Source organism: Deinococcus sp. KSM4-11, assembly GCF_004801415.1.
Taxonomy (GTDB): Bacteria; Deinococcota; Deinococci; order Deinococcales; family Deinococcaceae; genus Deinococcus.
Genome location: NZ_SSNX01000003.1, coordinates 275,488 through 294,519, shown reverse-complemented (window position 1 = coordinate 294,519; position 19,032 = coordinate 275,488). Strand labels below are relative to the sequence as shown.

General features: G+C 69.7%; 18 protein-coding genes. 8 read left to right on the top strand and 10 right to left on the bottom strand.

What is annotated here, in order from left to right:
* Nucleotide 1: 1 nt before the first annotated feature.
* The 4 genes from E7T09_RS11335 to E7T09_RS11320 form a co-directional block, all read right to left on the bottom strand.
* On the bottom strand, nt 2-919 hold the full coding sequence (locus tag E7T09_RS11335) for a carbohydrate ABC transporter permease (protein ID WP_136389287.1): 918 nt from the start codon (nt 917-919) through the stop codon (nt 2-4).
* Nucleotides 916-1,866: a carbohydrate ABC transporter permease gene (locus E7T09_RS11330; RefSeq protein ID WP_136389286.1), complete on the bottom strand. Its 951-nt coding sequence runs from the start codon at nt 1,864-1,866 to the stop codon at nt 916-918. Before E7T09_RS11330 ends, E7T09_RS11335 begins: the two co-directional genes overlap by 4 nt.
* Nucleotides 1,867-1,976: 110 nt before the next feature.
* The gene (locus tag E7T09_RS11325; RefSeq protein WP_136389285.1) at nt 1,977-3,224 is read right to left on the bottom strand and encodes an ABC transporter substrate-binding protein; all 1,248 of its coding nucleotides are present in this window, start codon (nt 3,222-3,224) and stop codon (nt 1,977-1,979) included.
* A 71-nt stretch (nt 3,225-3,295) separates the two neighbouring features.
* Nucleotides 3,296-4,336 carry a LacI family DNA-binding transcriptional regulator gene (locus tag E7T09_RS11320; protein WP_136389284.1) on the bottom strand — a complete coding sequence of 347 codons (1,041 nt, stop codon included), beginning with the start codon at nt 4,334-4,336 and terminating at the stop codon, nt 3,296-3,298.
* A gap of 431 nt (nt 4,337-4,767) precedes the next feature.
* Here E7T09_RS11320 and E7T09_RS11315 point away from each other — a divergent pair, with 431 nt between their 5' ends.
* The 6 genes from E7T09_RS11315 (at nt 4,768) to E7T09_RS11290 (ending at nt 11,471) form a co-directional block, all read left to right on the top strand.
* The gene (locus E7T09_RS11315; RefSeq protein WP_136389283.1) at nt 4,768-5,964 is read left to right on the top strand and encodes an ROK family protein; all 1,197 of its coding nucleotides are present in this window, start codon (nt 4,768-4,770) and stop codon (nt 5,962-5,964) included.
* The gene (gene xylB / locus E7T09_RS11310; protein WP_136389282.1) at nt 5,961-7,427 is read left to right on the top strand and encodes a xylulokinase; all 1,467 of its coding nucleotides are present in this window, start codon (nt 5,961-5,963) and stop codon (nt 7,425-7,427) included. The genes E7T09_RS11315 and xylB overlap by 4 nt, the downstream gene beginning before the upstream one ends.
* Nucleotides 7,428-7,492: 65 nt before the next feature.
* Complete coding sequence (gene xylA, locus E7T09_RS11305) at nt 7,493-8,659, top strand: xylose isomerase (RefSeq protein WP_136389281.1); 1,167 nt, start codon at nt 7,493-7,495, stop codon at nt 8,657-8,659.
* 4 nt (nt 8,660-8,663) lie between these two features.
* Entirely contained in the window at nt 8,664-9,761 is a 1,098-nt protein-coding gene (locus E7T09_RS11300; protein ID WP_136389280.1) for an aldose epimerase family protein, read from the top strand.
* A 92-nt stretch (nt 9,762-9,853) separates the two neighbouring features.
* Nucleotides 9,854-10,870 carry an endo-1,4-beta-xylanase gene (locus E7T09_RS11295; protein WP_136389279.1) on the top strand — a complete coding sequence of 339 codons (1,017 nt, stop codon included), beginning with the start codon at nt 9,854-9,856 and terminating at the stop codon, nt 10,868-10,870.
* A gap of 22 nt (nt 10,871-10,892) precedes the next feature.
* The gene (locus tag E7T09_RS11290) at nt 10,893-11,471 is read left to right on the top strand and encodes a GNAT family N-acetyltransferase (RefSeq protein WP_136389278.1); all 579 of its coding nucleotides are present in this window, start codon (nt 10,893-10,895) and stop codon (nt 11,469-11,471) included.
* On the opposite strand, the gene E7T09_RS11285 is transcribed toward E7T09_RS11290, so the two are convergent.
* From E7T09_RS11285 to E7T09_RS11275, 3 genes are all read right to left on the bottom strand, one after another.
* Nucleotides 11,440-11,955 (bottom strand): M23 family metallopeptidase, encoded by a 516-nt coding sequence (locus E7T09_RS11285; protein ID WP_136389277.1) that lies wholly within the window; start codon nt 11,953-11,955, stop codon nt 11,440-11,442. The two genes, E7T09_RS11290 and E7T09_RS11285, sit on opposite strands and share 32 nt — an antisense overlap.
* A gap of 111 nt (nt 11,956-12,066) precedes the next feature.
* Nucleotides 12,067-13,254, bottom strand: coding sequence for a maltose ABC transporter substrate-binding protein (locus E7T09_RS11280; protein ID WP_136389276.1), 1,188 nt, complete (start codon nt 13,252-13,254; stop codon nt 12,067-12,069).
* A 127-nt stretch (nt 13,255-13,381) separates the two neighbouring features.
* A complete protein-coding gene (locus E7T09_RS11275; protein ID WP_136389275.1) occupies nt 13,382-14,392 on the bottom strand; it encodes a LacI family DNA-binding transcriptional regulator in 1,011 nt (336 codons plus the stop codon).
* Between the two features lie 268 nt (nt 14,393-14,660).
* On the opposite strand from E7T09_RS11275, the gene E7T09_RS11270 reads away from it, so the two are divergent.
* On the top strand, nt 14,661-15,959 hold the full coding sequence (locus E7T09_RS11270) for a pitrilysin family protein (protein ID WP_136389274.1): 1,299 nt from the start codon (nt 14,661-14,663) through the stop codon (nt 15,957-15,959).
* Nucleotides 15,952-17,208 (top strand): pitrilysin family protein, encoded by a 1,257-nt coding sequence (locus tag E7T09_RS11265; protein WP_136389273.1) that lies wholly within the window; start codon nt 15,952-15,954, stop codon nt 17,206-17,208. Before E7T09_RS11270 ends, E7T09_RS11265 begins: the two co-directional genes overlap by 8 nt.
* Before the next feature lie 7 nt (nt 17,209-17,215).
* On the opposite strand, the gene E7T09_RS11260 is transcribed toward E7T09_RS11265, so the two are convergent.
* The 3 genes from E7T09_RS11260 to E7T09_RS11250 are packed head-to-tail and all read right to left on the bottom strand — an operon-like array spanning nt 17,216 to nt 19,031.
* Nucleotides 17,216-18,070, bottom strand: a complete 855-nt coding sequence (locus E7T09_RS11260) for a menaquinone biosynthetic enzyme MqnA/MqnD family protein (RefSeq protein ID WP_136389272.1) — start codon at nt 18,068-18,070, stop codon at nt 17,216-17,218.
* Nucleotides 18,067-18,642 carry a uridine kinase gene (locus E7T09_RS11255; protein ID WP_168734812.1) on the bottom strand — a complete coding sequence of 192 codons (576 nt, stop codon included), beginning with the start codon at nt 18,640-18,642 and terminating at the stop codon, nt 18,067-18,069. The genes E7T09_RS11260 and E7T09_RS11255 overlap by 4 nt, the downstream gene beginning before the upstream one ends.
* Nucleotides 18,639-19,031, bottom strand: coding sequence for a nuclear transport factor 2 family protein (locus E7T09_RS11250; RefSeq protein WP_136389270.1), 393 nt, complete (start codon nt 19,029-19,031; stop codon nt 18,639-18,641). Before E7T09_RS11250 ends, E7T09_RS11255 begins: the two co-directional genes overlap by 4 nt.
* Nucleotide 19,032 lies beyond the last annotated feature (1 nt).

Here is a 19,032-nt window from a genome sequence, read left to right as displayed (position 1 = left end):
GTCAGTCCTTGACCGCGCCGCTGGTCAGGCCGGAGATGACCTGTCGGCTGGCGAACAGGAAGATGATCAGCAGCGGGATCACCGTCAGGACGACCATCATCAGCGTGGCGCCCCAGTCGGCGTTGATGTTCGTGGCGCCGCCCGTGATCTTGCGCAGCGACAGCGGCAGCGTCATGGTGTTGTCCTCGCTGAGTTTCATGATCAGCGCGCCCTTGAAGTTGTTCCACGAGCCCACGAAGGTCACCACGCCCAGGGTCGCCAGGATCGGGCGGATCAGCGGCACGACCACCTTGGTGAAGATGCCGAACTCGGTCGCGCCGTCGAGCCGCGCGGCCTCGATCAGCGACTTGGGCAGGGCGGACATGATGTACTGCCGCATCAGGAAGATCCCGAAGGCGTTCGCCATGCCCGGTACCCACAGCGTCTTGGGCGTGCCGATCCAGTGCAGGAAGTTGTTCATGACCAGGAAGCTGGGGATGTCCATGACCAGCGGAGGGATCAGCATGGTGAGCAGGATGAAGCCGAACAGGTACGCCTTGCCCTTGAACTCGTACATGGCGAACGCGAAGCCCGCCAGTGAGCAGAAGAACAGCGTGGTCGCCGTCGAGAGCATCGAGATGTACAGCGAGTTCCAGAACTGCCGCAGGGCCATGCCGGAGGTCGCGTTCATCATCTTGTGGAAGTTCTCGACGACGGCGCCCCCGAACCACAGGTGCGGCGGCACCAGGAAGATCTGATCCGTGGGCAGGGACGCCCACACGAACATCAGGTAGAAGGGCACCACCGACAGGAAGCAGGCGAGGCCCACGAACAGCCACAGGGCGGCGCGGCCGACCGGCAGGCGCAGGGCGCGCCGGGGCGGCCGGGGTGGAGCGGCCGGGGTGTCGAGTGGGGGCGTGTTCAGCGGCTGGGTGGTCATACGTCGCGCCCTCCGTCCCGGGAGAAGAGGTAGTTGTTGACCATGCTCAGGACGAAGATCGCCAGGAACAGCAGCCAGCTCATGGCCGAGGCGTAGCCCATGTCGAGGTCGCGGAAGGCCGTGTTGAAGATGTGCATGGCGCTCGTCAGGGCCGCGCCGCCGCTGCCGCCGCCCTGGCCGGTCATGATGAAGGGTTCCTCGAACAGCTGCATGTTTCCGACGATGGTCAGGGTGAACGCGTAGAACATCATGGGCCGCAGCAGCGGCAGCGTGATGTACCAGAACTTCTGCCACGGGCTCGCACCGTCGACCGTGGCAGCCTCGTACACGTCCTCACTGATGGCTTGGAGGCCCGAGAGGTACAGGATCACGTTCCAGCCCACGTAGCGCCAGAACACCACCGCCGCGACCGAGTACGGCACCAGCTGCGGCAGGGCCAGCCAGCGCACCGGCCCGAGGCCCACGAGGTGCAGCAGGTAGTTCAGCAGGCCCAGGTGCTCGGAATATAGCATGCCGAACACGATGGTGATGGCGACCGCGTTGGTGATGTACGGCAGGAACAGCACGGTGCTGACCGCGCTCTGCCAGCGCCGCAGGAACTGGTGGATCACGAAGGCGAGCGGGAGCGCCACGAGGTGCTGCGGAATGCCGGACAGCAGGCCGATCCAGATGGTGTGCTTCAGGGCCACCCAGAACTGGTCGCTTGGGCCTAGGGCGAGCGCAAAGTTCTCCCAGCCGACGAACTTCCAGTTGCCCAGGCCGTCCAGGGGATTCCACAGGTGAAAGGCCAGGAACAGGCTGAAGCCCAGCGGGAACAGCCCGAAGATCAGGAACAGGATGAAAAAGGGACTGGTGAACACGTACGGCGCGAGGCGCTGCTGGAACCGGGCGTAGCTCCAGGCGGATCGTGGGGGGGAACTGGACGTGAGGTTGGCGCGGTCTGACATGACGGTTCCTCTTCAGGCTCAGGGACGGTGGAGCGGGGGCCGACCGGGACGACTGCGGGCGGGCGGGGGCGCTGGAGGCCCCCACCCGCCCAGGTCGAATTCCGCCGTGCTTAGCGGGCGCGGCGCGCGATCTGGGCGCGGGCATCCGTGAGGGCCTGCTTGATGTCCTTGCCCTGTTCGAGCACGTTGGTCAGCTCGGTCTGGAGGATCTGGTCGGCGACCGAGTCGTACTTGTTCACGTCGATGGGCTGGGTCTTGGCGGCGGCGTCACGCCACAGCACGCGGGCCTGCTGGCCGCCGAGGAAGTCGACGGGTTCGCTGAAGGCCTTGTCCTTCTGCGCGGTGAGCAGCGCGGGGAAGGCGCCGTTGTCGCGGAAGGCGGTGATCTGCGAGGACTGCTCCAGCGTCATGAACTTAATGAATTCCCAGGCCCACTGCTTGTTCACGGCCTTGCTGGGAATGGCGTAGAAGGAGCCGCCCCACGAGGCGAAGCCCTTCTCGGGGAGGTTCTGCACGCGCCACAGACCCTTGGTGTCGGGGGCCATCCAGTTCTGCAACGCGCCTTGCAGCCACGCGCCGCTGAACTGCGTGGCGACGGTGCCCTTCTTGAAGGCGTCGTACCACTCGTTGCTCCACTCGCCGATCTTGGCGTCCAGGCCGGCGTCGCGGACTTCCTTGGTCAGGGTGAAGGCGCGCACGAAGCGGGCGTTGTCGGGGCCGACGAGCAGGTTGTTGGACTTGTCGAAGTACAGGCCTTCACCGGCTTTGAGGTTGGTGCGGACGACCACGTTGTAGACGCTGGACGCCGCGCTGATCAGCGACGCGCCGGTCTTGGCCTTGATCTTCTTGCCGGCCGCAATGTAGTTTTCCCAGCTGGTCTGCATGGTCAGCGGGTTCACGCCGGCCTTGTCGAGCACGTCCTTGCGGTAGAAGAAGGTACCGGGGCCGATGTCGGTGGGCATGGCCACGTAGCGGCCGTCGCTGCTGGTCGCCTGGGCGATGGTGAAGGGCGTGAAGAGCTTCTTGTACTGGGTGGCCGAGTAGGGCGCCTTGTTCAGGTCTTCGAGGCCCTGGCCTTCGGCGAACTTCCCGATGTAGCCGATCTCGACGGCCATCACGTCGGGCAGGCCCTGGCCGGTGGCGAGGGCGGTGGTCATGGCGTTGTGGTGATCGGCGTACTCCTGCGCTTGCAGCTTGATGGTGACGTTGGGATGCAGCTTGTTCCACGCGGGCAGGATGGCCTTGATGGCGCTGTCGAGGCTGGGGAAGGCCGCGACGGTGAGCGTGACCTTGTCCTGGGCCTGGGCGGAGCCGAGCAGCAGGGCGGACACGAGGGCGAGCGACAGGGACTTCTTCATGGTGAACCTCCGGGAGAGTTGAAAGCGCTTTCAGATGTGTGGAACGGCATGAGATTAACCGCTGGGCACGGTCATCGACTCACCTCGCTCGGCAGAACCGGACGACGGGCGCCGGCTGGGGGATGGGTGGATTCACGGACGATCAGTTCAGGCTTGAAGATCTGCATGCTCACAGCCTCACCCCGCAGCAGGCTCAGCGCGGCGCGGGCTGCCACCTCACCCATGTCGTAGATGGCCTGACGCACGGTGGTGAGCGGCGGCGTCATCAGCGAGGACGTGAACACGTCGTCGAAGCCGGTCAGCGACACGTCTTCCGGTACGCGGATGCCCCGGCGGTAAAGGGTCAGGCGGGCCCCCAGCGCCATCTGGTCGTTCGCGCAGACCAGCGCCGTGAAGGGCAGCCCGCTGTCGAGCAGCCGTTCGGCCGCCTGACGCCCACCTTCCTCGGTGTACTCGCCGGGTTCGATCAGGGCATCCGGCACGGTCACGCCCGCGTCGTGCAGCGCGGCATGGAAGGATTCGCGGCGTTCCACGGCGTCCTGCTGACGCTCCGCACCGCTGATGTAGGCAAATCGCCGGTGCCCCAGGTGCAGCAGGTGGGTCACAATCAAGCGGATGCCCTCGCGGTTGTCCATCACGATGCAGCTCTCGCTCAGGCCCCGCACGTCCCGGCCCAGGGCGACCATCGGCACCCGCTGCGAGACGCGCTCCAGAATCGCGTCGTCCAGGATGCCGCCCATCAGGATCAGGGCGTCCACGCGGCGCAGCAGCAGCACGTCCAGCGCTTCCTGCTCGCGCTCGGGCCGCCACTGCCCGCTGATCACCAGCGGGTGGTACGGCGTGTCGTTCAGCACGGCCTCGACCCCGGAGAGCGCCTCGCCGTAGAAGGTGGAGTTCAGGCTGGGCGTGATCACGCCGATGGTCAGGCTGCGGCCGTTTGCCAGGGCCTGCGCCTGCGGATTGGGCTTGAAGTTCAGCCGCGCGATGACCGCCTCCACGCGGGCCCGCTTTTCCGGCGTCACGTTGGCCGTGCCGTTCAGGATGCGCGACACCGTGCTGGGCGAGACGCCAGCTTCTTGGGCCACGTGGGCCAGGGTGACGGGTTCGAGCATACGGACTCCAGGGCGGGGCGTGAGCGGCAGACGTGCAGGCCGGATGCCTGCAACACGACTGGATTTGAGGTGACGTTACCGTACTTCCTTCTGAAAGCGCTGTCAAGACCCCCGTGGCGTGCAGACCCGCTGGCCGGAGTACGGGTGGACGGGCGATTCAGCCCGCCGAGTGCACAAACGGGCCAGCCCACCGGCGTGCGAAACGATCACACTCCTGACTTCAACGTGGCAAGATTCGTATGGATTACAAACTTAAGAATGCGGGGCAGGCGCCAAAATCGTTTCAGTCCTGCGGTAAGGCTGTGAGCAGATCGCATGCTGGCCGCACTCAAGGGCGTACTCCGTTCCTGCCCCTTGACGAGGACGCCCGCTGCCGCTACGCTCATGTTCGTTAATTCCTCTTACTTAAGTCAGCTGTGGCAAGGACATCCATGACCCCAACGCTCCCCGCCGGTGACCAGGGCTTCCTGAAACACCTCAACCGCTCGGCCGTGCTCGATCTGCTCCGCCGCGAGGGTGGGCTGAGCCGCGCGGATCTGGCGGCCCGCACCGGCCGCACCAAGGTCACGGTCGGCAGCGTGGTACAGGAACTCCTGACGGAAGGCTGGCTGCACGAGGGCGGCCTTCACCAGGCCACGGTCGGTCGCCCCGGCCGACAGCTGCACCTCAACGCCCGCCAGCACGTCATGTTCGGGGCCGAGGTCGGCGTGCTCGGCACCCGTGTGATCGCGTGTACCCTCACCGGTCACGTGCTGGCCCGCGCCCTGACCACCACACCCACCGGCGACCCGGACAGCGCCGCCCGCGACCTCGCCCGGCTGCTGCATGGCCTGCTGGCCCACCCCGACGTGAGCGGTCGGCAGGTGCTCGGCCTGGGCGTTGCCCTGCCCGGCCCGGTCGACCAGAGCGGCGAACTGGTGCACGCCCCCAACCTCGGCTGGACCCGCCTGCGCTTCCTCGACCGGCTGGCCTCGCACCTGCCGGGTCTGGGCGGCGTCCGTGTGCTGGAGAACGAGGCGAACGCCGCCGCCTTCGGTGAGGCCTACCTGCCGGATCGCCCTGGAGCCGCCGCCCAGGGCGGTCTGCTCGCCTACCTGAGCCTGGGCACCGGCGTCGGCGCGGGTCTCGTTGAGGGCGGGCGGCGCGTGCTGCGCGGCGCGCACGGCCTGGCCGGCGAACTGGGTCACACGGTCATACAGCCCGGCGGGCTGTACTGCCACTGCGGGAACCGGGGCTGCGTGGAGACGCTGCTGGGCGGCTGGGCCATCCGCGCGTCGCTGGGCCTGAACGCCCTGGAACCGCTGGACATCGCCCTGCTCCCCCGCGTGCGCGAGGCGGCCGTGCAGGTCACCCTCAGCCGCGCCGGCGAGGCCCTGGGCCTGTTGCTGGTGAACCTGCACCACACGCTGAACCCCAGCGACATCGTCATCGGCGGGGCCCTCACCCGCCTGGGAGGCCCACTCATGGACACCGCGCTCGACTTCTTCACCGCCCACCTCGCCCGCCGCAGTGGCGACACGCCGCCCGTCCGGGTGGAGGTTCGTCCGGACAGCCTGTACCTGCCGGCCCGGGGGGCCGCCGCCCAGGTGCTCGAACGCGCCATCAACGCGCCGGAGGTCGCGGCATGAGCGTACCGGTCACGCTCGGCGTGGATCTGGGCACCAGCGGCGTGAAGGCGGTGGCCCTGGACGCCACCGGGCGCGTGCTGGCCGAGGTCACCGAGACCTATCCGCTGCTCACGCCCCGCCCCGGCTGGACGGAGCAGCGCCCCACCGACTGGCTGGCGGGCACGCGTGCCGCCCTCAGTGCCATCGCGGCCCGCCTGCGTGAGCTGAACGCCACGCCCCTGGCCCTGGGCCTAAGCGGGCAGATGCACGGCCTGGTGCCGCTGGATGCCCACGGTGAGGTGTTGCGCCCGGCCCTGCTGTGGAACGACCAGCGCACCGGCGCCCAGGTACAGGCCATCGAGGCGCGCCTTCCGCGCGCCGAACTGGTGGCCCGCACCGGGAACCGCGCCGTGACCGGCTTCCAGCTCCCCAAGATTCTGTGGATGCGTGACGAGGAGCCCGAACTGTACGCCCGGCTGCGCCACGCGCTGATCCCCAAGGACTACCTGGGCTATGTCCTGACCGGCGTGCTGGCCGCCGAACCGTCGGATGCGTCGGGCGTGGGCGCGCTGAATCTCGCCCGGAACGACTGGGACACGGATCTCCTGCGCGAGCTGGGCGTCGATCCCTCGCTGTTCCCACCCCTCGTGCGCTCGTTGGACGTGACCGGCACCCTGAACGCCGACTGGGCGGCCCAGACTGGCCTCCCGGCGGGGCTGCCCATTGTCGCGGGCGGCGGCGACAATGCGGCGGCAGGGATCGCGCTGGGTCTGACCTCGGCGCGGCCGGACGTGGGCAGCCTCAGCCTGGGCACGTCCGGCGTGGTGTTCAGTCCGCTGACGACGCCCACGCCCGATTCCGAGGGCCGCGTGCACCTCTTCGCTCACGCTGACGGCGGCTACCACCTGCTGGGCGTGACCCTCTCGGCGGCGGGATCGCTGGAGTGGCTGCACGGCAGGCTCGCGCCAGACGTGCCCCTCCCCACCCTGCTCGACGAGGCCCTGGCTGTTCCGCCGGGCGCCGACGGCGTGACCTTCCTGCCGTATCTGTCCGGAGAACGCAGCCCCCTGATGAACCCGCAGGCCCGCGCCGCGTTCACCGGCCTGAGCCTCGCGCACGGACGCGGCCACCTCGTGCGCGCCGTGCTGGAGGGTTCGGTCGCTGCCCTGGCGGACGCCTACGCCGTCATGGCGCCCATCGCGCCGCTGGGGTCGCTGCTGTCGACCGGCGGGGGTGCCCGCTCGGAGATGTGGCTGGGTCTCGCGTCCGGAGCGCTGGGGCTCCCCGTCCACCCAACCACGGCGCGGCCCGGCGCGGCGCACGGCGCGGCCATCCTCGCCATGCCCGCCGCCGGCCTGCACCCGGATCTCACCGCTGCCATCGACGCCACCCGCCCCGACGCGCTGGAGGCCGTGCCCGCCATCGACATGCACGCCGCTCTGTCCGCCTACGCCCGCACCCGCGACGCGCTGTACCCCACCTGAGTTCGACGGTCTGAAGATCGAACGAATTGCCCCTTCACCGCCCCCATTCACCCAAGGAGCCCACCATGCCTGACTACACCCCGACGCCCGCCGACAAGTTCACCTTTGGCCTGTGGACGGTCGGCAACACCGGCCGCGATCCCTTCGGCGACCCCACCCGCCCCGCCCTGAAGGCCCCCTACCTCGTGCAGAAGCTCGCGGAACTCGGCGCCTGGGGCGTGAACCTGCACGACAACGACCTCGTGCCGATCACCGCCAGCGCCAGCGAGCGCGACGCCATCGTCAAGGAGTTCAAACAGGCCCTGTCCGATCACGGCCTCGTGGTGCCCATGGCCACCACCAACCTGTTCGGCGATCCGGCCTTCAAGGACGGGGCGTTCACCAGTGCCGACGCCCGCGTGCGCGCCTACGCCCTGCAGAAGACCATGCAGAGCATGGATCTGGGCGCGGAACTCGGCGCGACGACCTACGTCTTCTGGGGCGGCCGCGAGGGCACCGAGGTGGACGCCGGCGGCAAGCTGCTGGACTGCCTGGGCTGGTTCCGCGACTCGTTGAACTTCCTCGCGCAGTACAGCGAATCCCAGGGCTACGGGTACCGCTTCGCGCTGGAACCCAAGCCGAACGAACCGCGCGCCGACATCTTCCTGCCCACCGTGGGCAGCGCCCTGGGCTTCATCGCCACGCTGGACCGACCGGAGCAGTTCGGCGTGAACCCGGAGTTCGCGCACGAGACCATGGCGGGCCTGAACTTCACGCACGCGGTCGCGCAGGCGATCGACGCCGGGAAGCTCTTTCACATCGACCTGAACGACCAGAAGATGGGCCGCTTCGACCAGGACCTGCGCTTCGGCGCGGAGAATCCCAAGGGCGCGTTCTTCCTAGTGCAGCTGCTGGAGAGCAGTGGCTACACCGGTTCCCGGCACTTCGACGCGCACGCGCTGCGCACCGAGGACGAGGCGGGCGTGTGGGCGTTCGCACGCGGCTGCATGCGCACCTACCTGATCTTCAAGGAGAAGGCGCAGCAGTTCGCGCAGGACAGCGAGATCCAGGCGGCGCTGGCGGCCTACCGCGTGGAGGACGCGGAACTCGCCTCACTCACCGGCACGTTCAGCGCCGAGAACGCCGAGGCGCTGAAGGCCCGCAGCTTCGACCGGGCGGCGCTGGGCGCGCGGGGCCCCGGCCTGGAACAGCTCGACCAGCTCACCATGGAGCTGCTGCTCGGGGTACGGTAGGGGCATGAGCATGGCTGCGGGCCGGGCCGACCGGCGTTCCTGGGGGCAGACCCCGTCCGGCGAGACGATTCACTCCTTCACCCTGGCGCTGCCCGGCGGCGCGCAGGCCACCCTGACGGACTTCGGCGCGACGCTCGTCCGCCTGGAGGTGCCGAACCGGCAGGGCGTGCTGGGCGACGTGGTGCTCGGACATGCCCGGCCGGAACCGTACGCCGACCACGCGACCTCGCCGTACTTCGGGGCGACCATCGGGCGCTATGCCAACCGCATCGCGGACGGGCAGTTCACGCTGGATGGCCGGGCGTACCGGGTGCCCCTGAACGACGGCCCGAACGCCCTGCACGGTGGCCCGGCGGGCTTCGACCACCAGCTGTGGCAGGGCGAGGTGCGGGTGACAGGAGCTGGCCCGGCCGTGACCTTCACGCGCACCAGTCCGGACGGTGAGATGGGCTTTCCCGGCACCCTGCGCGTGTCCGTGACCTACACCCTGGCCGCGCAGGACGAGGGCTTGACCCTCAGCCTCGACTACCACGCGGTGACGGACGCGCCCACGGTCGTGAACCTCACCAACCACAGCTACTGGAACCTCACGGCCGAGCCCTCGCGCGGCGTGCTGGAGCACGACCTCACCGTGAACGCCACGCAGTTCACGGCGGTGCGGGCCGGCGGCATTCCCACGGGCGACCTGTGCCCGGTGGCCGGCACGCCCTTCGATTTCCGCTCGCCCCAGCGGGTCGGAGCGCGGGTCGCGGATGCCCACGAGCAGCTCGCGCTGGTGGGCGGGTACGACCACAACTACGTGCTGGACGATGCAGACGGAGATGGAACGGGCCTGCGCCTCGCGGCCGTCCTCTACGATCCCCAGTCCGGGCGCGAGCTGACCGTCCACACCACCGAGCCCGGCGTGCAGGTGTACTCCGGCAACTTCCTGGACGGCACGATCACGGGCAAGGACGGGCAGGTGTACGCGCGGCACGCGGGCCTGTGCCTGGAAACGCAGCACTTCCCGGATGCGCCCAACTGGCCGGCGTTCCCCTCCACCCGGCTCGATCCGGAGCGGGCCTTCACGTCGCGCACCGTGCACACCTTCCGCGTGCGCTGAAGAGGCCGGGTTCCTCAGAACAGGACGGAGCGGCGGTGCGGTGGCCGCTCCGATCCATCACCGTGGTTCATCCATAGAAGGCAGGTGATGGCATGAAGATCCCTACATCCCTGCTCGCGGCCCTGGTGCTCGGCGGCCTTGCGAGCGGTTCCGGGCAGCTGCCCACGCTGAAACAGGCGGCCCAGACGCGCGGCGTGCTGATCGGCGGCGCGGTCGGCAGCACCCTCTTCGACGACCTCGACCCGGACTACGCCGCCACGGTCGGGCGGGAGTTCAGCGTCGTGGTCTCCGAGAACGGCATGAAGTGGAAGGCCCTGGAGGGCAGCCCGAACGAGTTCGTGTACGGCCTCGCGGACGCCACCGTGGCCTGGGCCGCGCAGCATGGCGTCCAAGTACGCGGTCACACCCTGATCTGGCACGACAGCGTACCGGCCTGGGTGTATCAGCTGAAGACCCCGGCGGAGCTGCGGGCCGCCATGCAGAACCACATCACGCAGGTCATGACGCACTTCGGGAACCGGGTGCTGATCTGGGACGTGGTGAACGAGGCGATCTCCGATGCGCCCGGACACCCCCTGCGCGCGAACAGTCCGTTTGCGCTGGCCGGGCCGGACTACATCGACGCGGCCTTCCGCTGGGCGCACGCGGCGAACCCGGCCGCGAAGCTCTACTACAACGACTACGGCGCCGAGGCCCTGAACGGCAAGAGCGACGCCATCTACGCGCTGGTGCGGGGGATGCAGTCGCGTGGCGTCCCGATCTCCGGAGTGGGCTTTCAGGCACACCTGGACGCGAATTTCTCCGTGAAGGACTCCGGGATGCTGGAGAACCTGAAGCGCTTTCACGACCTGGGCCTCGATGTGCAGCTGACCGAGGTGGACGTCACCCTGCCCGCCGGCGGGGCGACTCCGGCGAACCTCGCGCGGCAGGCGCAGGTGTACGGCGACCTGATGAACGCCTGCCTGGGCGTGAAGTGCAGCGCCTTCGTCATGTGGGGCGTGAACGACGCGGGATCCTGGCGAGCGGGCGGCAAGCCCCTGATCTTCGACGACGACTACGCGAGGAAGCCCGCGTACGGCGCGGTGCTCGGGGCGCTTCAGGGCCACTGACCGGACGGGCTACCATCGGGCCATGCGGCATGACGTGATCCTCACGGACGGCAACCTCACCCTGCGGCCCCTGATGGACGCGGATATAGCGCTGCTGTGCGCGCTGGCGGCGACGTGTGGTGACGAGTTGCGCCACATGGGCTCGCCTCCCAGCAGCGAGGCGTACTACCGCGCTGGCCTGGACGCCGCGAACCAGCTGGTGTTCGTGATCGAGGTGGGGGGACGACTGGCCGGCAGCACCCGCTACGGCGACCTGCGCCCTGCCGATTCGGGCGTGGAGATCGGCTGGACGTGGCTGCACCCCCGCCACCACGGCTCGGGCGTGAACCGCCGCATGAAGCGCCTGCTGCTCGCCCACGCCTTCGAGCGCATGGGCATGGAGCGCGTGCAGCTGAAGACCGACATCCGCAACCGGCGCTCGCAGGCGGCCATCGCGGCGCTGGGGGCCACGCGCGAGGGCGTGTTGCGCGCCCACATGCGCCGCCCGGACGGCAGCATGCGCGACACCGTGATGTACTCGGTCACGGCCGTCGAGTGGCCCGCCGTGAAGGCCGCCCTGGACGCGCGGATCAGTTCCGCTTCAGCAACGGGTACGGGTTGAGCGCCCCGCCAGTCGCATAGATGCCGTAGTGCAGGTGCGTGGGCGTTCCCTTCGCGTTCCCGCTGTCGCCCACATAGCCGACCACGTCCCCGGCCTCGACCCAGTCGCCCCGGCTCAGGTCGGGGTAGCGGTTCAGGTGCGCGTAGTAATGCCGCTGCCCGCCCGGCCCGAGGATCATGACCGTGCGCCCGCCCAGCCTGTCCGGGCCGACATTCACGACGATGCCGCGCGTGGTCGCGTGGATGGGCGTGTCGCGCGGCGCGAAGATGTCCACGCCCTCATGGGTGCGCCCCTCACTGCGCGCGCCGCCCCAGGTGTCCACGAAGCGCGTGGTGGGCAGTGGGTTGGGCAGGCTGCGGGCCGTCGGAGTGGGGGCCGAGAGCAGGCCCGCGTAGCGCTGCGCGTTCTTCAGCATGGGCCACAGCAGGACCGTCCCTCCCGCCAGGAGTGCCAGGACGAACAGGAGGCCGAGCACGCGCTTCATGTCCCTACCATGCCGTGTCGAGGGCATAGAGGCATCGGTGGAAAGGTGCAGACGCTGGTATGAAACAGGGCGGAACGGGGGTCTAGTCCCGTTCCGCCGTACCCGTGTCGTTTACTTGTTGATGTTGCTGCTGATCTCCGTGACCGCCTTCTTCAGCAGGTCGCTGTACGGCTGGTTCGCCTTCTGCACGCCCTGCGCGGTCGCGGCGGCCCACGGCCCCCACACCGACCCCATCTCCGGGATGTTCGGCATGGGCGTGCCCATGGCCACGGCCTTGCCGAAGCCCGCCACGACCGGATCGGTGCGGAGTTTCGAGCGGGCCGACAGGCTGGTCGGAATCGAGCCGTTCGCCGCATTGAACGACAGCTGCGACGCTGAGGAGGTCAGCTGCCGGGCGAGCTGCACGGCCACCGTCTTGTTCTTGCTGTAGGCGCTCACCAGAATGCCACGCACGCCCACGAAGGGACTCCACTTGCCGGTCGCGCCGGGAGGCGTCGGGAAGGGCACGATGCCGTAGTCGATGCCCGCTTTCTTGATGTCGCCCATGTCCCACGGGCCGGTGTAGAACATGGCCAGCTTGCCGTCGACGAACGCGCTCTTCGCGGCGTCCTGGCTGACCCCCTCGGCCACCAGGTTGTACTTGTAGCGCAGGTCGTTCAGGAAGCCCAGCGCCTTGGCGGTGCCGGCGTTGTCCAGCCCGATGTCCTTGGTGTCCAGGGTGCCGCCGTTGTTCTTGAACACGTAGCCGCCGTAGGCGCTGACAAAACCGTAACTCTTGTACGGCTCGGCGATATCTGCGAGGTAGCCGAACTTGCCGTTGCCGGTGTTCGCCTGCGCGGCCTTCAGGAAGGCGTCCCAGGTGGTGGGGGCGCTCGGGACGAGTTTCTTGTTGTACACCAGCGCGACCGCCTCGGCGTTCAGGGGCAGGCCGAACAGCTTGCCCTGGTACGTGAAGGCCGAGAGCGCGGTCTTGTCGTAGTCCGCCTTGGAGGTGATGTACTTGTCCATCGGCTCGATCACGCCCGACGCCGCGTAGCGTCCCAGGCGGTCGTGGGGTTCGGTGGCGATCAGGTCCGGCCCCTGGCCCTTGGGCGCACTCTGGATGAACTTGTCCTGCGTCTGCGCGAAGGGCACGCTGACGAGGGTCACCTTGTTGCCGGTGGCCTTCTCGAAAGCGGCGGCCTGCGCCTTGATCCACGCGAGTTCGCCGGCCGCCTCGAAGGACGTCCAGAGCGTCAGGGTCGCGGCGTGCGCGCTGCCGAGCAGCGCCAGGGACAGAAGGGTGAAGGCTTTTTTCATGGGCTTCTCCTTGTGCGTCCTCCCCGGAGGGGCTGGACGACGAAACGGGCAGTCGATGTCAGGTGAGGTCATGGTCTATCCGGGCCGCGTGGGTGGCCCGGCGGCCCCTGGGCGTTCGGTCGGGCCCTCACGCGGCCCCGACCCGCAGGCTGGTGCTGCGTGCCTCACGCAGGGTGGGCGCAAACTGCTGCTGCACGATCGTGGTGAGCTCCCCGCGCAAGGCGCCTAGGAGCACGCTGGCGGCCGCCTCCCCCATGGCCTGTACCGGCTGCACGACGCTGCTCAGGCCGGCGGCCGCAGCGGCGGCGCTGCCGTCGAAGCCGAGCAGCAGGTACTCCTCGCCCAGGCGCAGGCCGTGGTCTTGCAGGTGTTGACGCAGGCCCAGCGCGAGGTCGTCGGTCATGGCCAGGATCAGGAAGGGGCCAGCGGGGCGCTGCAGGGCGATGTCACGCGCCGCGTGACGCAGGCCGTCCTGATCCGACGCCACACTCACCGTCAGCGCGGGCCGGATGCCGTGGCGGCCCAGCGTCTGGAGGACGCCGGTTCGGCGGGCCACGAACACGGGGGAACCGGGCGCGTCCGGAGCGTCCGCACCATCTAGAAATACGATGGGCAGGCGGCGGTCCAGGGCATACTCGGCGGCCAGCCGACCGGCGCTGTGGTTGTCGAAGGACACGCTGTGATAGCCGGGATGCTGGGCGTCGACCAGCACCGTCGGCCCCCGGAAGGGCGGCGCCGCGCCGTACAGTTCGTCCGGGTTCTGCGACACGATCAGCAGGGCGTCGGCCCGGTACGCCAGCGCGCCCGGCTCCCGATATCTCCGCACGCGTTGTGAGCCCAGCAGCGGGAACAGCGCCAGGTCGAAACCCTCATTCACCAGCGGCGCGTGCAGCGCCGTGAGCAGCGTCTCGTAGAAGGGCGTGCCGATCATGGGCAGCAGCGCCGACACGGCATGCGTGCGTCCCAGCCGGAAGTGCCGGGCGCCCACGTCCGGGAGGTACCCGAGGTGCTCAATGGCCGCCACGACCCGCGCGCGGGTGCCCTCGGAGATGTTGGGGTGGTTGTTCAGGACGCGGGAGACGGTGGTCGTGCCGACGTTCGCGCGCCGCGCCACGTCCCGCAGGCTGGGCCTACTCATGGAACACTTCCTTCTGAATCACAGGGTTGCCGGGAATGGTGACGGTACCACTGGGAGCTAGGCTTAGATCGTTCTGGACGAGGAGCAGATTGAAAGATCGAATTCTGCAGATCGTAAGCACATGGCGGGAGGCCGGACTGGATTGGTGACGATACCAATTTAAGGGCCAGACCTCCGAGCGTCAAGCCCGCTGCGCCTCCACCCACGGGTGTGAGCCCCGGTGGGGAGACGCGGGTGTTCCCGGCGGCAGGCAGAGTAGAATCCCCCGGTGCCCGTCCGCTCGACCGACGCTCCCGGCGTCCCTGAACCCACCGCGCCAGCCACGGCGTCGCTGTGGACGCTACCCGGAGGCCTCCGGGTGGCCTTCGAACGCCGCCGCACCCCCGGCTTCGCCTTCGACCTGCGCCTGCCGTCGGGCAGTGCCCACGACCCTGTCGGCCTGGAGGGCGCGACCGGCGTGCTGGAGGAATGGCTGTTCAAGGGCGCGGCGGGCCGGAATGCCCGCGCCCTGCAGGACGCCTTCGACGATCTGGGCGTCCGCCGGGGCGGGGGTGTGGGCCTGGAGGCGACCCGCATCAGCATCGGCGGCCTGGCCGCCGACCTGGGTGCCTCTCTGGCCCTGGCCGCCGACGTCCTGAGCCGCCCAGATCTGCCCGACAGCGAACTGCCCATCCTGACGGATCTGGCGCGGCAGGATCTGGAGGCCCTGCGGGACAGCCCCACGGATCGGCTGGCCGTCGCGTCGCGCGGGCTGGCGTTCCCGCGCCCGGCGGGTTCACCCTTCGCGGGCTTCGGCCACCCGGCCAGCGGCACGCCTTTGGGGCTGGCGGCCCTGACTCCTGCCGGGCTGCGCGCCCACCTGACCCGCTTCGGGCAGGCGGGCAGCGTGCTGGGCCTCGTCGCGGACCTCGACCCGCAGGAGGCGCTGGCGACCGTCGCAGCCCGCCTGGGCGACCTGCGGGCCGGTCGGAGCGACGCTCTACCTGCCCCCTACAGCGCCAACATCCGCGCCCACCTGGGCGATCCCGACGCTGAGCAGACGCATCTGAGCCTCACCGCGCCCGGCGTGTCTCCCGGTCACCCGGACTGGCTGCCGTGGCAGGTCGCGCTGGGCGCCCTGTCCGGCGGCAGCGCCAGCCGCCTGTTCCACGCCGTGCGTGAGGAGCGCGGCCTCGCCTACGCGGTCAGCGCCTCGCCGGTCATCCTGGGCGGCCAGGGCTTCCTGGCCACCTACGCAGGCAGCACTCCGGAACGCGCGCCCGAGACGCTGGAGGTGCTGCTCGCGGAACTCGGCCGCCTGCCGCGTGGCCTGGAGGCCGCCGAGTTCGAGCGGGCCCGCTCCGGCCTGCACGCCAGCGTGACCTTCGGCGCCGAGGGCCTGCGCGCCCGCGCCGGAGCCCTGACCCGCGACGTCGCCCTGTTCGGCCGGGTGCGGCCGCTCGCGGAACTGCGCGCCCAGCTCGCCGCGCTCACGCTGGAGCGGGTCAATGCCTTCCTGGCCGGGTACCACCCGGTGCGCGACCTGAGTCTCGTGACGCTTGGGCCGCAGGAGCTCTTCCATGCCTGATCCGTCCACCCCCTCCGCGACCACTGCCCAGCGCCACACCCTACCGGGCGGCCTGACCCTTCTGCTCGACCCGGACGTGGACGCGCAGACGGTGGCCGCCGGGTACTTCGTCCGCACCGGGGCCCGCGACGAGACGCCGCAGGAGATGGGCGTGAGCCACTTCATCGAGCACCTGCTGTTCAAGGGCTCCGAACACGTCAGTGCCGCCGACCTGAACGCCCGCCTGGACGACCTGGGCGGCCACGCCAATGCGTTTACCAGCGAGGAGGCGACCGTGTACCACGCGGCCAGCCTTCCCGAACGCACGGCAGACTTGCTGGCCACCCTGACCGAGCTGATGCGCCCCGCCCTGCGGGCGGCAGACATCGAACCCGAACGCGGCGTGATCCTCGAAGAGATCGCCATGTACGCGGATCAGCCCACCGTGCGCGTCGCGGAAGAACTGCATGCCGACTACTGGGGCGCGCACCCTCTCGGGTACCGGATCCTGGGCACGCCCGAGACGGTCAGCGCCCTGAGCCCCGACGCGCTGCGCCGCAACCACCACGACCGCTATGGGGCGGGGCGCATCACGCTGGCCGTCACGGGGGCCATCGACGCGGCGGCCGTGCTCCGCTGGGCACAGGACACGCTGGGCACGTGGCCCGGTTCCCCGCCTGCGCCGCCTGCTGTGCCCGCCACACCCGCGCACCCGGGCTCGCTGCGCCTGATCACGGATCACGCCCTGAGCCGCGTGCAGGTCGCCACGGCCGCGCCCGGCCTGAGCATCACGCACCCGCTGCGCGAGGCGGCCAGCGTGCTCGCCGACCTGATCGGCGGCGACAGCGGCGCGCTGTACTGGGCCTTGATCGACACCGGCCTCGCCGACAGCGCCGACCTGAGTCACCTCGACTACCACGACGCCGGCATCTTCGAGGGTGGCTTCTCCTGCGATCCCGAGCGCACCCAGGCCGTGCTGGACACCTACCGCACCATCCTGGCGAATGCCGCCGACCTGATCACCCCGGACGCCGTGCGCCGCGCCGCCCGCAAGCACGCCGTGAGCCTGCTGCTGCGCGCCGACACCCCGCAGGACCGGCTGTTCACCCTGGGAATGGAATACCTCGCGACCGGGCAGATCGTGACCGTTCCGGAACTCGTGGCGCGCTTCGAGCGCCTGACCGTGCAGGACGTGCAGGACGTCCTGACGCTGTGCCCGCTGGATCGCCTGTCCGTGGTCGCCCTCGGGCCCCTCGACCGGCTGACCTGACCCCGCTTCAGCGGGCCAGCACGGCCGCGCCCGGCCGGGCTCCGAAGCGCAGCGGCGCATGCCCCGGCACGGCTTTCGCCGCGAACTCCTCCAGACCCAGCCGGTCCGGCGCTTCCAGGTGGTAGCGGAAGTTCCACAGGTAATGCTGCACCACCCGCTCCGGCAACCCCAGCTTCCGCGCGTGTCGTCCGGCCACCTCCGCCAGATGCCCGATGCCCTCGCGCCTCGCCTCGCGCATCGCCCGGATCAACGCCGGGGGCGGCGGGTTGTCCTTGTGGTACGCCCACACCGCGAACACGAACGGGTGGCCGGTCAGCTCGAACCACTCCTCGGCCAGGTCCGTCACGGTGATGCCCCTGGCCGTGTGCGGCAGCGAGGTCATGGTCGTCTCCGACGTGAGCGGCCCCACCACGCCGTACCACTCGCGCAGCGCGCTGTCCCCGATCCGGAGTACTCCGTCGAAGCCCGCCGCGAGCAGGTCCTCCGCCGTGCCCTCGGCCCGCTCCAGCGCAGGCGACAGGCCCCGCTCCCGCAGCAGCACCTCCAGCAGCGCCACGCTCATCGCCGACTGACTGGTCAGGGCCACGCGCCGCAGGGCGGCCAGCGGGCGCGTGTGGAACAGGTTCACCGAGTACACCGGCCCCAGCACCGCCACGCTGAAATCCGGCAGCGCCTCCAGCACGTCCGCATGCCGGATGAACTCCACCGCGCTGATGTTCGCGATATCCACCCGGCCCGACAGCAGCGCGTCGTTCATCTCGGTGGGCACGCCGGTGATCGCGCTCACGCCCTGGGGCAGCGCCAGCGAATCCAGAATCGGCGCGACATTCGTGAAATGAATCCAGCCCGCGCGGTAGGTCATGCCGAATCCCCCCGGACGATGGCGTCGGCGTACGCCTGCGGGCGCTCCTGCTGCTGGAACCACACCTCCGCTGCCTCCCAGCGGGCGGGCCATGCCGAATCGCCGTTCCAACCGCGCGCGTCCAGCCGGGCCATCCGCATGGGCGTGGGCGTGTCCACGTACACGATGAAGTCGTACAGCCCCCGCAGTTCCGGCCGCGTGACGTACGTTCGCTCCACGATCACGAAGGGGCTTGCCGGAACGTCCACCCAGGCTCCCAGGCCACCGCCCTGCTCCCAGTTGTACCGGCGGTACCGCGCCGGATGCCCCGCCTTCAGCGGCACGATCGCCTCGTCGCGCAGGCGGTCGTCGTCAAAGTACCGGCGGTACCCCTCCTCGGGCGTCAGCGCGGCGCGCTCCGGCTCCGGCATCACCCGGTAGAAATCGTCGCCCGTGACCACCACGCCGTCCAAGGCGGCCGCCAGTCGCTGCGCCAGGGTGCTCTTGCCACTGCCGCCCTGACCCTCGACGGCGATCAGGGCCGGGCGCCTGGGGAGCGCCCGAATCTTGGAGACCAGCGCGTCCACGGTCACGGCACCACCTGCACGCTCACGGCCTGCCAACTGCCGTCCCGGCGGGCGTACACGCGCAGGAAGCTCTGCACGCGCTCCCCGTTCGCGTAGAGCGTGCCGCGCGTGACGGCCGCGTCGCCATACACGCGGCTGGCGTGACGCTCAAAGACCAGCGTGGCGGGCGGGTTGCGGGTCATGCCGTCCAGCAGGTCGGACTTGAAGATCACCGTGCCATCGGGAAAGAAGGCCATCCAGTCGTCGGCCAGGACGCCCGCCATGCGGCCGGCATCGCGGTGGTGGTACGCGGCGTTCCACATCTCGTCAAGCATCAGCACGGCGTCCAGGTCGCTGACCTGCCCGTCGTGGAGCGGGGCGGGCTGGGAGGACGGCGCGTCGGACGGGGCCGCCATG